The organism is Microcoleus sp. D2_18a_B4, assembly GCF_036702475.1.
Lineage (GTDB): Bacteria > Cyanobacteriota > Cyanobacteriia > Cyanobacteriales > Microcoleaceae > Microcoleus.
Map to the genome: position 1 here is coordinate 1 of NZ_JAUBTL010000023.1, position 13,324 is coordinate 13,324.

The 13,324-nt window shown below is 43.9% G+C and carries 19 protein-coding genes; 12 read left to right on the forward strand and 7 right to left on the reverse strand.

What is annotated here, in order from left to right; all coding sequences use genetic code 11:
- Positions 1 to 74 precede the first annotated feature (74 nt).
- Positions 75 to 1,286, reverse strand: coding sequence for an acetate kinase (locus QUB04_RS15165; RefSeq protein WP_333285460.1), 1,212 nt, complete (start codon positions 1,284 to 1,286; stop codon positions 75 to 77).
- A 228-nt stretch (positions 1,287 to 1,514) separates the two neighbouring features.
- On the opposite strand from QUB04_RS15165, the gene psaK reads away from it, so the two are divergent.
- Positions 1,515 to 1,775, forward strand: a complete 261-nt coding sequence (gene psaK / locus QUB04_RS15170) for a photosystem I reaction center subunit PsaK (protein WP_333285462.1) — start codon at positions 1,515 to 1,517, stop codon at positions 1,773 to 1,775.
- Between the two features lie 40 nt (positions 1,776 to 1,815).
- Here the strand turns inward: psaK and QUB04_RS15175 are convergent, their stop codons facing one another.
- The 3 genes from QUB04_RS15175 to QUB04_RS15185 form a co-directional block, all read right to left on the reverse strand.
- Entirely contained in the window at positions 1,816 to 2,457 is a 642-nt protein-coding gene (locus tag QUB04_RS15175; protein ID WP_333285464.1) for a histidine phosphatase family protein, read from the reverse strand.
- Between the two features lie 141 nt (positions 2,458 to 2,598).
- On the reverse strand, positions 2,599 to 3,285 hold the full coding sequence (locus tag QUB04_RS15180; RefSeq protein ID WP_333285466.1) for a DUF3226 domain-containing protein: 687 nt from the start codon (positions 3,283 to 3,285) through the stop codon (positions 2,599 to 2,601).
- Complete coding sequence (locus QUB04_RS15185) at positions 3,278 to 4,384, reverse strand: AAA family ATPase (protein ID WP_333285468.1); 1,107 nt, start codon at positions 4,382 to 4,384, stop codon at positions 3,278 to 3,280. Before QUB04_RS15185 ends, QUB04_RS15180 begins: the two co-directional genes overlap by 8 nt.
- 103 nt (positions 4,385 to 4,487) lie before the next feature.
- On the opposite strand from QUB04_RS15185, the gene QUB04_RS15190 reads away from it, so the two are divergent.
- Positions 4,488 to 4,712, forward strand: a complete 225-nt coding sequence (locus QUB04_RS15190; protein WP_333285469.1) for a DUF433 domain-containing protein — start codon at positions 4,488 to 4,490, stop codon at positions 4,710 to 4,712.
- Entirely contained in the window at positions 4,709 to 5,032 is a 324-nt protein-coding gene (locus QUB04_RS15195) for a hypothetical protein (protein WP_333285470.1), read from the forward strand. The genes QUB04_RS15190 and QUB04_RS15195 overlap by 4 nt, the downstream gene beginning before the upstream one ends.
- A gap of 108 nt (positions 5,033 to 5,140) precedes the next feature.
- Here the strand turns inward: QUB04_RS15195 and QUB04_RS15200 are convergent, their stop codons facing one another.
- Complete coding sequence (locus QUB04_RS15200; RefSeq protein WP_333285471.1) at positions 5,141 to 7,612, reverse strand: phosphoketolase family protein; 2,472 nt, start codon at positions 7,610 to 7,612, stop codon at positions 5,141 to 5,143.
- A gap of 467 nt (positions 7,613 to 8,079) precedes the next feature.
- Between QUB04_RS15200 and QUB04_RS15205 the strand changes: the two genes are divergently transcribed.
- Both QUB04_RS15205 and QUB04_RS15210 read left to right on the forward strand, forming a co-directional pair.
- Positions 8,080 to 8,442 carry a papain fold toxin domain-containing protein gene (locus QUB04_RS15205; protein ID WP_333285473.1) on the forward strand — a complete coding sequence of 121 codons (363 nt, stop codon included), beginning with the start codon at positions 8,080 to 8,082 and terminating at the stop codon, positions 8,440 to 8,442.
- 33 nt (positions 8,443 to 8,475) lie between these two features.
- On the forward strand, positions 8,476 to 8,838 hold the full coding sequence (locus tag QUB04_RS15210) for a hypothetical protein (protein ID WP_333285475.1): 363 nt from the start codon (positions 8,476 to 8,478) through the stop codon (positions 8,836 to 8,838).
- Between the two features lie 64 nt (positions 8,839 to 8,902).
- Here the strand turns inward: QUB04_RS15210 and QUB04_RS15215 are convergent, their stop codons facing one another.
- Positions 8,903 to 9,106: a type II toxin-antitoxin system HicB family antitoxin gene (locus QUB04_RS15215; RefSeq protein ID WP_333285477.1), complete on the reverse strand. Its 204-nt coding sequence runs from the start codon at positions 9,104 to 9,106 to the stop codon at positions 8,903 to 8,905.
- A gap of 175 nt (positions 9,107 to 9,281) precedes the next feature.
- Between QUB04_RS15215 and QUB04_RS15220 the strand changes: the two genes are divergently transcribed.
- From QUB04_RS15220 to QUB04_RS15240, 5 genes are all read left to right on the forward strand, one after another.
- On the forward strand, positions 9,282 to 9,497 hold the full coding sequence (locus QUB04_RS15220; protein ID WP_445251175.1) for a hypothetical protein: 216 nt from the start codon (positions 9,282 to 9,284) through the stop codon (positions 9,495 to 9,497).
- On the forward strand, positions 9,494 to 9,862 hold the full coding sequence (locus tag QUB04_RS15225; RefSeq protein ID WP_333341881.1) for a type II toxin-antitoxin system VapC family toxin: 369 nt from the start codon (positions 9,494 to 9,496) through the stop codon (positions 9,860 to 9,862). Before QUB04_RS15220 ends, QUB04_RS15225 begins: the two co-directional genes overlap by 4 nt.
- A 546-nt stretch (positions 9,863 to 10,408) precedes the next feature.
- Entirely contained in the window at positions 10,409 to 10,771 is a 363-nt protein-coding gene (locus QUB04_RS15230; RefSeq protein WP_333285483.1) for a helix-turn-helix transcriptional regulator, read from the forward strand.
- Positions 10,772 to 10,900: 129 nt separating this feature from the next.
- Positions 10,901 to 11,227, forward strand: coding sequence for a DUF433 domain-containing protein (locus QUB04_RS15235; RefSeq protein WP_333285485.1), 327 nt, complete (start codon positions 10,901 to 10,903; stop codon positions 11,225 to 11,227).
- Position 11,228: 1 nt separating this feature from the next.
- Positions 11,229 to 11,585 carry a DUF5615 family PIN-like protein gene (locus QUB04_RS15240; protein WP_445301060.1) on the forward strand — a complete coding sequence of 119 codons (357 nt, stop codon included), beginning with the start codon at positions 11,229 to 11,231 and terminating at the stop codon, positions 11,583 to 11,585.
- A 108-nt stretch (positions 11,586 to 11,693) separates the two neighbouring features.
- Here QUB04_RS15240 and QUB04_RS15245 read toward each other — a convergent pair whose 3' ends face one another.
- Positions 11,694 to 11,942, reverse strand: coding sequence for a hypothetical protein (locus tag QUB04_RS15245; RefSeq protein ID WP_333285487.1), 249 nt, complete (start codon positions 11,940 to 11,942; stop codon positions 11,694 to 11,696).
- Between the two features lie 541 nt (positions 11,943 to 12,483).
- Between QUB04_RS15245 and QUB04_RS15250 the strand changes: the two genes are divergently transcribed.
- Together QUB04_RS15250 and QUB04_RS15255 are read left to right on the forward strand one after the other, a co-directional pair.
- Positions 12,484 to 12,843 carry a DUF433 domain-containing protein gene (locus tag QUB04_RS15250; RefSeq protein WP_333285489.1) on the forward strand — a complete coding sequence of 120 codons (360 nt, stop codon included), beginning with the start codon at positions 12,484 to 12,486 and terminating at the stop codon, positions 12,841 to 12,843.
- 4 nt (positions 12,844 to 12,847) lie between these two features.
- Positions 12,848 to 13,195, forward strand: coding sequence for a DUF5615 family PIN-like protein (locus QUB04_RS15255; protein ID WP_333056587.1), 348 nt, complete (start codon positions 12,848 to 12,850; stop codon positions 13,193 to 13,195).
- Positions 13,196 to 13,324: the final 129 nt, after the last annotated feature.

Below are 13,324 nucleotides of genomic sequence, written 5' to 3' on the forward strand. Positions count from 1 at the left end.
CCGTCCTTTTTGGACGGGCGGGACGCCCATCCCACAATAACAATTAAAATTGTAAGTTATTTAATTCGCGATCCTTAGTGAGAAAGTTTCCAGCATTCTCGCGCAATCTCCCAATCCTCCTGTGTGTGAATTACCAAAATTTTCACGGCTGAATCCACTGCCGCAATATCTTGATCGATCGATGAATGTTGATTTTTCTCCTCATCCAATTTTAACCCGATAAATCCAAAAGCTTCGCAAGCGGCAGCCCGTACAAGAGCAGAATTTTCCCCAACTCCCGCCGTAAAAATTAAAGCATCCAACCCTCCTAAACTCGCCAGCATGGCACCAATTCCCGCACGCAAACGGTGGATGTAAATATCCAAAGCAAGTTGAGCTCTCTGATTACCTTGGGCGATCGCATCTCCTATCTGCCGCAGATCGCTAGACACCCCTGAAATCCCTTTTAAACCTGAATTTCGATTGAGAATACCATCAAGTTTCTCAGCAGTAAAATCGGATTGTTTTAACAGATGAATGATAATGCCTGGATCGATCGAACCCGATCGACTTCCCATCATCAAACCTTCCAAAGGCGTAAATCCCATCGTCGTGTCAACACTCCAGCCACCGCGAATGGCCGCCAGAGAACATCCGTTGCCCAAATGACAGCTAACCAACCGCAAATCTGCCACATCTCGACCCAGAATGTCGGCGGCCCGACGCGCGCAATATTGATGGCTAATCCCGTGAAAACCGTAACGGCGAATCCCATTTTCCAGCCATTCATAGGGGCCTGGATAAACAAAGGCTGCAGGCGGCAATTGTGCGTGAAAAGCTGTATCAAATACTGCTACTTGCGGCACATTTGGGAGGAGTTTTTCAATCGCTTCGATACCTTCGAGGTTAACCGGATTGTGGACAGGGGCGAAAACAGATAAACGGGCGATCGCCTTTTTAACATCCGGCGAAATTAACGTACTTTGCTGATAATCTTGTCCGCCGTGTACGACGCGGTGGCCGACAATATCAATCTCTTTTAAATCATTAATTGTTTGAGTTCTTCCCCTCCACAGACTCTCCAGCATTCGAGAAATAGCATCTTTGCGAGAGTCTGAGGCAAACTCTTCTTCAAGTCGATCGCCTTTTGCTGTTTTGACTTTCAACTCTGCTATACCCTGCTGGTGAGTCCAATCAATTTGAGCTGACCAGAGGGGTTGCAAAGGTCGATCGGGCAGGACATCGTTTAACTCGTAAAGACAGCTCTTTTGACTGCTAGAACCCGCATTTAACACCAGTATTTTCATGCTTTATTATTTCCTGTTGATTCGTTCTTTCGATCGCTAGGCGATTGCAATCGCATCTTGTCCAACTTTCATCCGCCTGCACAGACGAAGAAACCTTGAGATCCTGGGAAAATTTTTAAGAAATATGTCGAAAAATTAACTCTTAATGCAATGTGTAGCGAAGAGTTGCATTTTTTTGATATATCTTCTATGCACATTTTCGTTTACTAAAGTTTAAGGAGTCGATCGATGTTTACACCAATTTTACTTGCCGTTGCCCCCAGAACCATAGAGTGGAGCCCCACGATCGGTTTGATTATGATTCTTTGCAATATTTTAGCTATTGCGATCGGCAAATCAACCATCCAAAAGCCTCACACAGGCCCAGCAATGCCCTCATCCAGTATGTTCGGCGGTTTGAGTTTGGGTGCAGTTGTGGGAACTATGGCCTTTGGTCATATTTTGGGAGCAGGTGCTATTTTAGGATTGTCTAACATAGGCGCGATTTAGTTGCAGGATGTAGGTGCGCTCCCGCACCTTACCCGCAATTTCAAGTACCCGGTAAATTGCGGAGAGTTTCATCCATGTACGATCGATCGCCCAAAACCTCCAGCAGCGGCCCGCGCACGTCAAACTTAACAATACTGACAGAAGCTGCTAAAGCGGCAATGCGATAGCGATAACGCCCCAAATCAATCCCCAAGAGAGTGCACAGAATAATCCTAATAGTTGCTTTGTGCGAGACAACCAAAACATTACCGCTCTTGTACTTTTCCTGAATTTCTGCGATAACTAAGGACGATCGGCTAGCAATTTCCACGGAAGTCTCGCCCCCATTCGTCGGTGCATTCCAAGCAGGTTCAGTCAGCCAATTAATATAATCTTCTTCGTAGTCTTTTTTGACCTCTTCTACTGTTTTGCCCTCCCACTCACCGTAATTAATTTCCCTCAGTCCGTCGCGAAGCTGCATTTCAATTCCCACAGCATCGCACAAAGGTTTTGCAGTGGCAATTGTGCGTTTCATCGGACTGACATAAACAGCATTCCAAGGCAATTTTGCGTAAGTAGCAGCAAACTGTTCTGCCATTTGAGAACCTACGGGCGTTAATTCTGGATCGATAGCGCCGCAGAAGCCACCTGTTTGGCTGTAAGTCGTTTCACCGTGTCGTACAAAGTAGATTTTTAAGCTCATAGAGATATCTTATTTGATTGGTGAACAGGATTTTTTTTGATTAACCACAGAGGGCGCAGAGGGCGCAGAGTTAGATCAGAGAGAGATGAATAATTGCGATACCAACGGATTTGATATTAATTGTATGTGAATTTTACTATATTAGCAAAAGAGTTTAAAAAACTCCTTCAAATCATCGAGTGCAGGATTATCCCAATCCCAAATATCTTTTTTCTGTTCCATAACATAATCAAACCCAGACATACTGCATTTCCTTCCAGCTTGTTGCTGTTCGTTATCTGAGCAAGTATCATACCTGAGATAGATGCTCACCCAGAATTTATCAAAACCTTTCTGGTTAATTTGCTGTCCCTGGCTTTCTATGCAGGTTTTCCAGCTATCCAAACAATCAGCATGAGGAGATTCTCTAGCCTTTATTGCCTTTAAAAGCGTTTCCAGTTCGCCTTTACCTTCAAAATTTGTAAAGTAACAAGCCAATTTTGCATTTGTTCCATGATCTGTACAAATATCGATAAATTGTTTAGTGCTTGACAAGCTTTCAGCTTCAAACACTTGTTTTATACATCTATCTACGAATTTCAGCCGTTCTTGCTCTGAACAATTATCAATATCTATAATAATTCCTATCTTTTCGATATCTTTTCGGTCAATCTTTCTTATTAAATTTTTTAAAGCTTTGATTAACTCTGTTTCGCTCAAGCCTTCCAAACTTTGATAATCATCTATATAAATAGGTGATGCTACCTGGATATCGCAGTTTAGTTTTTCAACCATTGCCTGCATGAAAATTTTATCATTTTTACTTTCTACTATGACAATATTACTCACCTCTCACTCCTTCTTGATGCTCAATGGCATAACTAAGAGTTTCCAAATCGAGCCGACTTCCGATTATTTGATTTGTTTTGAGTTTCCTTGCTAGTTCAAAATATGCGCTGCTGCATTCCTGATTTTGTTCTAAACCCACATCCGCAAATGCTTGAAGCATCTCTAAACTGTGCGTTGTAGCAAAAATCTGCGTATCCATTTCAACCGCCAACCGAAATAACACTCTCCAAAACTCCCGCTGACTTGTATGGTGTATGCCATTTTCTATCTCATCAATTAGCAGTATTTTGTGTTCGCTGTTTACCAGTTTAAGGATTATTTCTGCAACTCTGTTAATGGCATCTCCAAACAATGATAAAGGCAAACGCTTTTCGCCTTTCCTTCTCAAGTAGAGCGTGGGTTCCCCGATCGAAAAACTGTCTACTGATTCTATTGAATAGTCGAGAATTTGAAAAGCTTTCAAAACTTCGCTATCTTTTTCATTCAAACGCGCCAGGTCAAATAGTTCCGTGAGATTCCTTTCAAAAGACCTCATACAAGATGGAATAAAAGGCGGTTCTTTAACATTAGGACGACTGCCAAACCCCATTTTTTTTGATGAAGTAGCTATTGCAACGGAATTAACAGTTTCTTGATTGTATCGAGTTAATTTGATATTTAGGACTGACAAATCATCTTTATCCTTCAAGAATAACTCTCTTAATCTTTCTACATTTGTGTCTGAGAAAATATTGTCTACATTTCCAGATTCATCTAACCAAATTTCTATTTTATCTACGACATTACTTTCATCTTTTCCATGAATTACTATAACTGCGTCTTTGTTGAGGGAATAAAACAAGTTGTCCCATTCCCTTTTATATATTGATTCTATTGATTCTATCCATTCTGAGGATTCTGACGATGCTGACGATTCCATTCTCAGCTTTTTTAATGCGAATATACTTCTACCGTCGGGATCGTTATAGAGAAAAAGTGCTTCTAGCAATGCTGTCTTGCCAGCATTATTTTTACCGCCGATTAAATTTACTCTTTCAAACCCAGAAATTTTGATTTGCTCAAAACACCTAAAATTTTGGATTTCTATTTCTTTAAGCATTCCCGCCTCTTTTGAATGTACAAATCCTAAACCACCATTGATTTATGATAAGATTAATTCTATCTTAGTTGTTTTACTTCATCCGCAACAAGCAACGAACGTCATGCAGAATATAGACCTCTTTGAAGTCATTGAACGCGATCCGACCAAGGTGAGTGGTGCATGGATATTTCGGGGAACGCGCGTACCTGTTGCCGCCTTTTTCGAGAACCTTAAAGATGGGGCTTCTATTGACGAGTTTCTCGAATGGTTTCCGGGAGTAACTCGCGCCCAAGTTGAGGTATTACTCGATCGCGCCCTAGCCTCGTTAACGCAGATGGTGGCATGAAGATATTGTTCGATCAAGGTACGCCAGTACCGTTGCGCCGATCGCTGCTGAGTCATACAGTAGATACTGCTTATGAACGTGGATGGTCAACATTAGCAAATGGCGATCTGCTCGACACTGCCGAACGCGATGGGTATAATCTGCTGGTGACGACCGATCGCAACTTGCGTTATCAACAAAACCTGACAAACCGACAAATTGCTATTGTGGTTTTGCTGTCTACTTCTTGGCCTCGCATTCAAAAACATCAAGACGAGATTCGGAACGCGATCGACACGATTGTTCCGGGCGCATACCTCGAAATTGACATTGCTTGCTGAAGCTTTATTCTAATACAAATTGAATCCCGTAGGGACACGGCAATGCCGTGTCCTAATCCACGATCCTGTGCCGGACACGGCAATGCCGTGTCCCTACCCAGAATATCGCTAGCCCGGTGCACCCGATCGCACGGTTTGATCTCCTGTCGTTGTCGGATCTTTCGTTTCCTTCGGCGCTTCCGGCGAAACCGGGCCCGCGTGCGGCCACTTCCAGTCACGGATTTCCGGCATATCATCGCCGTGTTCGTTGATATAGTGCCTGTGTTCGATCAGCTTGTCACGGATAGCTTGTTTGCCGTAAGCTGCAACAGAACTCAGTTTCGGAACGCGATCGAGTACATCTCCAACTAAATGGAATCGATCGAGGTCATTAATCACCACCATATCAAACGGCGTCGTAGTCGTTCCCTCTTCCTTGTAACCCCGAACGTGAATATTCGAGTGATTTGTCCGGCGATAAGTCAAGCGGTGAATCAGCCAAGGATAGCCGTGAAAAGCAAAAATCACCGGCTTATCTTTCGTGAACAAAGTATCAAAATCCTTGTCAGACAAACCGTGGGGATGTTCGCTAGCAGGTTGCAGCGTCATCAAATCCACCACATTCACCACCCGTACTTTTAAATCGGGATAATCTCGGCGGAGAATGTCAACCGCCGCCAAAGTTTCCAGCGTCGGAACATCACCCGCGCAAGCCATCACCACATCCGGTTCGCCGCCTTTATCATTGCTAGCCCACTCCCAAATGCCGATGCCTGCGGTACAGTGTTTAATCGCAGAATCCATATCCAAATACTGCAAGGCCGGCTGCTTCCCTGCAATAATCACGTTGACATAGTGGCGACTGCGGAGACAGTGATCCGTTACCGACAGCAAAGTATTAGCATCCGGCGGCAAATAAATCCGCACAACTTCCGCTTTCTTGTTAATTACGTGGTCGATAAAACCCGGATCTTGGTGAGAAAAACCGTTGTGGTCTTGGCGCCAAACGTGAGAAGTTAGCAGGTAATTCAGAGAGGCGATCGGTCGGCGCCAAGGAATGTGACGAGTAGTTTTCAACCACTTGGCGTGTTGGTTGAACATCGAATCGATGATGTGAATAAACGCCTCGTAGCAGGAGAAAAAGCCGTGGCGTCCCGTCAGCAAATAGCCTTCCAGCCATCCCTGACATAGATGTTCGCTGAGGACTTCCATCACCCGGCCATCGGGGGAGATGTGGTCGTCTTCGGGCAAAATTTCCCCCGCCCACACCCGGTTCGTCACTTCAAACACCGGATCGAGGCGGTTTGAGGCCGTCTCGTCAGGCCCGACAATGCGGAAATTGGCGTTTTCCTGATTCAGTGTCATCACGTCTCGCAGGAAGCGGCCGGAAACGCGGGTTGCTTCTGCCATTACAGTGCCCGGTTTTTGCACGTCAACGGCGTAGTCTTCAAATTTCGGCATTTTCAAGTCTCGCAGCAGCAGGCCGCCGTTAGCGTGGGGATTTGCCCCCATGCGCCGAGATCCCTTGGGTGCGAGTTCTGCTAATTCGGGAATTAACTTGCCGTTTTCGTCGAAGAGTTCTTCCGGCTTATAGCTTTTCATCCAATCTTCGAGGAGTTGGACGTGTCCCGGCTTAGAAGCCATTTCCGAAAGTGGGACTTGGTGCGATCGCCAATAATCCTCAGTTTTCTTACCGTCAACTTCCTTCGGCCCCGTCCAGCCTTTGGGAGTTTTCATCACAATCATCGGCCACTGGGGACGGCCCGAATAGCCCTCTGTCCGGGCTTTTTCCTGAATCGCCTTAATTTCGCCGATCGCGGTATCGAGAGTTGCAGCCATCAACTGGTGCATGGTTTCCGGGTCTGAACCTTCCACCCAATAAGGTTTGTAGCCATAACCGACCATCAAACTTTCCAATTCCTCCTGCGGAATGCGGGCCAACAGCGTTGGATTGGCAATTTTGTAGCCATTCAAGTGCAAAATCGGCAACACAGCCCCGTCGCGAACCGGGTTGAGAAACTTGTTAGAATGCCAGCTAGCAGCCAAGGGGCCGCTTTCGGCTTCCCCGTCGCCGACAACGGCCGCCACAATCAAATCGGGATTGTCGAAGACTGCACCGTAAGCGTGGACGAGGGCGTAGCCGAGTTCGCCGCCTTCGTGAATCGAACCGGGGGTTTCCGGGGCTACGTGGCTGGGGATACCGCCGGGAAAGGAGAACTGTTTGAACAGCCGTTTGATACCCTCTTCATCTTCGGAAATGTTCGAGTAATATTCGCTGTAAGTGCCTTCGAGATAGGTGTTTGCGACCAAGCCCGGCCCGCCGTGTCCAGGGCCTGCGATGTAGATGGTGTTGAGGTCTTGGGCTTTGATGATGCGGTTGAGGTGAACGTAGATGAAGTTTAAACCTGGAGTAGTGCCCCAATGTCCGAGGAGTCTCGGTTTGACGTGTTCGATTTTGAGGGGTTCTTTGAGTAGGGGGTTGTCGAGGAGATAGATTTGTCCGACGGATAGGTAGTTTGCCGCCCGCCAGTAGGCGTTCATTTTGTGTAGTTCTGAGTCGGAAAGCGGCTTTAATTGCGGGATCTGGGTTGTTCCTAGCATGATTAGCGATTGACTCCTAAGTTGTGGTTGTTTTGTAAAGTGCGATCGAGAAGTGCGATCGATATTAATTTGTTATAGCAGACTTTGTGTATTTAACCTCCATGTCTTCCACGCAAACTATTGAATTCTAGCTCGTTTATGCCTAAATAAAAGTTTAAATCAATGTTAATTTCTGGCTAAATATCGCACGCTTTTGATGGAAGAAAGATGAAAATTTTCGGGGATCAAGGAATTCAGTAATATAAAATAGGATTTACACAAGAGTTTGCGGAGAGTGTGCACTGTGCACCTGATACGTATGTGCAGCGGGTCGCCGGATGTGCTGTGCAAGTCCCCAAAAAGATACTTCTCAAGGTAGAACTCGTAATGATTTATATGTGAATTAAATTTTATTTATGCAGGCGAATTGTCCGCTGACTCCTTTTCTGGTAGAGTTCTGTATGTTTGTCTAGGCTCAGGGTAAAAGGGTGAGCAATTTTTCTAATTTAGAGATTTATCAAGAAATTAAAAAAATAGTACGTCAATTCAAGATTCTTGAATGCGATCGCTGTGCTGTAGCTGTTATGGAATGGCTAGAACAACAAGGCATTCAGGGAAAGATTCTGAGACTGAGAACAAGATATCAGGAGGAAGATTACATTATCAGCGAACGTCTAGAACGTCTGGGAGTTGAAGAATCGATTACAGTGAACGGTAAACATTATGGCGTTGAAGTGGCAGGTCTAGTCTTTGACAACCTATCAACAGATGGGATGTTAAGGGAAGAATGGGTTAAGGATTTTCACTGTCAAAGTGAGGAATTTGTTGTGGAAGAGTTGGAAAGTTTGTAAAATGGAAGTGTCAAGCTCAAACAAGAGGTAAGGATGAGTGGATTGCTGGAGATTATAGAAAAAATAAAAGCTAGACCGGGGATGTACATTGGGAAACCTTCGGTTAGCGATTTGTTTATGTTTTTGGCGGGTTATAAAACAGCGAGGCGAGAATTAGGAATTGAGTCAAGCGAACAGGAAAATGAGTTTTTCGGGGAGTTTCAGCCTTGGTTGCAGAGACGGTTTAAGGTACTGTCGGTGAATTCTTGGGCAAAAATTATCATGCTTTACTCAGTGGATGAAAAGGAGGGGTTTGAGTATTTTTTTAAGTTGCTGGATGAGTTTTGGCAGCGGGATAAAACTTTAAAGGTTGATGAGGTTGAGGCTAAAGGGGAGACAGTTATCAGTCAGAGATAGATATGACCCATAGATTTTGGCGATCGCATTTTCATCGAGATACTGAAAAAAGTGCGATCGCTGCTCACAGCACCAATTGCCTCACAATTGCACCTTCGGAAATGCTCAATTCCTCTTCCATCGGCTCCAAGTAAAGTTCAATCGCTTCTTGAATATTTGCTAACGCTTCATCAAGGGTTTCCCCTTCACTGATGCAGCCTGACAGTGAGGGAACATAGACGGTATATCCACCTTCTTCACTGGGTTCTAATACGACTTTGATGTTCATAATTTCACGCGTCACGAGCGCTGACTTTTTTATTATAGATGGTTTTGGGCGATCGGAACGCTTTTTTATTGCTCGCTAAAAAATGTCACACAAGCTGCTAGTAATTTCGATATGCCCATTTTAAATTCTGGAGCTATAATGGAAAAGTTAAAAATTAAATCTGAAGGGGGCCTTAATGCTACCTGTTAAGAAAAAACTTGTGACTGACGAAGCAATGCGTCCAGTTGCAGTCCTGATTGATTACGAGGACTGGCAGAAAATTGAGCAACTGTTAGAGACTTTGATAATTCAAAAGAAAGAAAACAGTAATTTAGCCAAGTATGCGGGTGTCATTAAACTAACTCAAGACCCCTTAGAGTACCAGAGACAAATTAGGGAGGAGTGGGATTGAGTCAAGATTTAATTGTGCTAGATACTAATGTATCTTTGTACTACTTGGGCGGTCGCTTAATAAATCCATTACCAGCAGGACAATATTTTGTTTCTGTGATAAGTGAGATAGAATTATTATCTTATTCTAGTCTCAGTTTAGAAGAAGAGGCACTGATTCGTGATTTTTTGACTAATGTTACAGTGATTGGACTGGATAGTAATATCAAAGATTTGGCGATCGCTTTGCGGAAAACTTACAGGCTAAAACTTCCCGATGCCGTAGTTGCAGCAACAGCCAAGTTTCTCAATGCAATGCTGTTGACGAATGATATCAAACTGACTAATTTAACTGAAATTAATACTGAGTCAGTGCAAATTTTGTAAAAAAGAGCGATCGCACTTTAATCGAGATGTTGAAAAAAGTGCGATCGCCTTTCAATTTTCTTACTTCCTTACCTGCACCAACAGTTAAAAAGTCCCACTGATTCTTTTTAACCATTGATTGCCATCAGGTGTTTTTCCCGTAACACCAAATTCATCTGTTATTTCAGTAGTCTCAGTCATGAAAGTACCATCTGGCTTGAGCCTGATGCGGTAAAACTTTCTACACTCTTCGCGCCATACATTGGCATTTGGTGTCGTTCATGTGGCACCAAATTGATCCGTTACAGGAGTCTTTGATTGAGCATTACCTGGCAGAGATATACTCAATATTAAGAGCGCGATACTACCAACAAAAACTTGATTCTTCATAAGATTGCTAATTCCTTTCTCAAGATATTGACAAACAGACTTTGACTGGTTGGAAATTGGTACTGGGGCGATGATTATTTGAATTTTACATGATTATCGTATAGCTAGTGATTTATCGGATGGAGGTTTCTTAAGGAAAAATATAGGATTTCCTTGTCCTTTACATGATTTCCTGATATGGCGTTCTCCCTTGGCAAGCGCCTCAAGGCTACCCGCGAAGCACTCGGATTAACCCAAGAGCAAGTTATTGAGCAGTTAGAGCTGCGCTACGGGATAACCCTGAGCCAACAAGCCATCTCGTGTATCGAAAACGGCAAGCGCAAAGTAGACGCCGAGAGGGAGTTACCCGCCTTCGCCGCCGTCTACAGCAAACCTATCGATTATTTCTACGAAACCCTGGAATTGCCCGCCGCCACACCCCCAGCCGCACCCGCACCCAACCGTCGCTCAGTCGTCATCGTTGACATGGAAGCCTTGACTCACCGCGATAAGTTAGAACTAGCAGCAGAATTAATTCACAACATTTTGCAAGAAACCTAACTAGCAGAGACAATTTAGCAAACCAGTTAATCCTGTTTTTGCTCCCGTTCTTGTGTCATTCCGACTCATCAAGCAATTGATGCCATACAATATTAAATACATACCTAATTCATAAATCAAATAGATTTCATGAATATCAAAGAATTAGAAGCGCAACTTCTGGCCTTAACGCCAACCGAGAAAGCTCAAATCATCCAATTATTAACCCAAAACTTAGCCAACACCTGGCAAGGAATTAGCAAAACTCCCGGTGTCTGCGGCGGTGATGCTTGTATCAGAAACACTCGCATTCCTGTTTGGGTACTGGAAAGTTTTCGTCGTTTGGGCATGAACGAGTCTCGACTCTTAAATAACTATCCCACACTAACAGCTACTGATTTAGCAAATGCCTGGGCTTATGCGGCAGCTTTTCCCGATGAAATTGAAATAGCTATCCGCGAGAATGACGAGGATTAAGATGATGGCGCGTCTTTATGGTGACGAACAATTTCCCAGAGAGGTTGTAGAATTGCTGCGCCCTATGGGTCACAATATTTTGACAGTACAAGAAGCCGGAAAAGATAACCAAAAAATTCCTGACGAAGAAGTGTTAGCTTTTGCAGTCAGTGAAAATCGAGCTGTTTTAACTCTAAATCGCCGTCATTTTATTAGACTGCACAGCTTACAGTCTGACCATTCTGGAATTATTGTCTGTAAGGCAGACCAGGACTTAGCAAGAATGGCGACTAACATTAATGAAGCTATTTCCTCACTTGCAACATTAACAGGTCAATTGATTCGAGTCTATCGTTCTGGACCGTCATCTATATCTTAAGCGTAAGCGATCGCCACAAAGTAGATTAAAGCAATCTCAATCCGAAAATCACTGCATCGGTTTGATTGCTGGCTAGATGCCATCGCCAATATTTCCCGCTGAAAAAACTTAGGAGGCGACTAAAACAGGACACTCTGAAATCCGGCAAATATTGGACACAGTTGGCTGGTGGGAAACGACTCGCAGTTCGTGAGAATAGCGGGGACGCGGGTCATTTTCTAACCAGATGGGCGGTACCATCATCACTTCATAGTATGCGATCGTATGCAAAACCCCGGGCTGGGACTTCAACTCCACTGTCAAGCCCGCTCGGTACTCAAATGCTTCTTCCCAGTCTAGATTTTCATTGATACCCATAGCGATCGCGCCTCTTAATCTTGTTTCTTTTGTCCATTGTAGAGCGATACATAAAAGATTGGGTACTTTCTGTTGCTTATGATACAATTTGTAACCTTATATATACGTTCCCTGACAATCCAACAGAGAAGAGCAATTGTCAATAAGTAAATAGGATGATTTGGCTGACGGGTGACAACTAAGCAGAAAAGTGAGCCCTGACAAGAGTTTGAGTTGAGATGTCTCAAAAAAAATAGGGGCGGGCAAACCCCGCAGACGCTTAGGAGACAAAGGAAGAGAACAGAATTTTAAGGACGGAAGTACAAACCTATTTTTGCAAGCTTGTCTAGTATTTTATAAGTAAGCCTTAATTTGGAACTGGTATCAACACATAATTATCTAGCCCCAAAACACTACATATTTTGTGCTTTCTCAAGCAAGCTATAATCAAGAAAATTATCAAAATTTTCACGATCGTTCGATCGCAATCTAGACTCAAATGATTCGGGCGATCGCACTATAATAGCAAATAGCTACATAATTCATAAATCCTAAAATTTCCATGACAATCAAAGAATTAGAAACACAACTTTTGGCATTAACGCCAACCGAGAAAGCTGAGGCAATCAGCATCTTAACCCAAAGCCTGAAAAACAGCGGCCGCCCGATTACAAAAACTCCCGGCGTGATGGGCGGTGATGCTTGTATTCACGAAACTCGCATTCCCGTTTGGTTGCTCGCCAGCTATCACAATGACGGCGCTACCGATGCTTTTATCCTAGACTGCTATCCCCATCTCAGTGCTGCTGATTTGGTAAATGTTTGGGCTTATGCTGAAGCTTATCCTGACGAAATTGAGGAAGCAATTAGACTGCAAGATGAGGCTGACGAAATATTAGATACACCTGAAAATATCAAATAAACCTATGGCGCGTCTCTACGCAGACGAACAATTTCCTCGGCAAGTCGTGCAAAACCTGCGGTCCTTGGGGCATGATGTCCTGACTGTTCAAGAAGCAGGAAATGCTGGACTACCTGATGAGGATGTATTAGCATTTGCCATCATTGAAAATCGGGCTGTTTTGACCGTCAACCGACGGGATTTCTTTCAACTGCACAAGCTGCAACCTGACCACTGTGGTATTATTGCCTGCACGCGAGATGACGATATTGCTAGACTGACTGCTAATATTAATGATGCAATATCTACTGCTGAGACATTGACGAAAAAAGTGATTCGTGTCTATCGCTCAGGGCCGCCGTCCATATCTTAATTGAATTCAATAATAAGGAATTACCGAAGCCCTAAAATAACAAAGGCTCCTTAAGGAGCCTTCGCCAAAATATAAATTTTGGTATTCAGAACGTCTTTACCGGAATTCCTAGACCCTCGTGGGTAACGG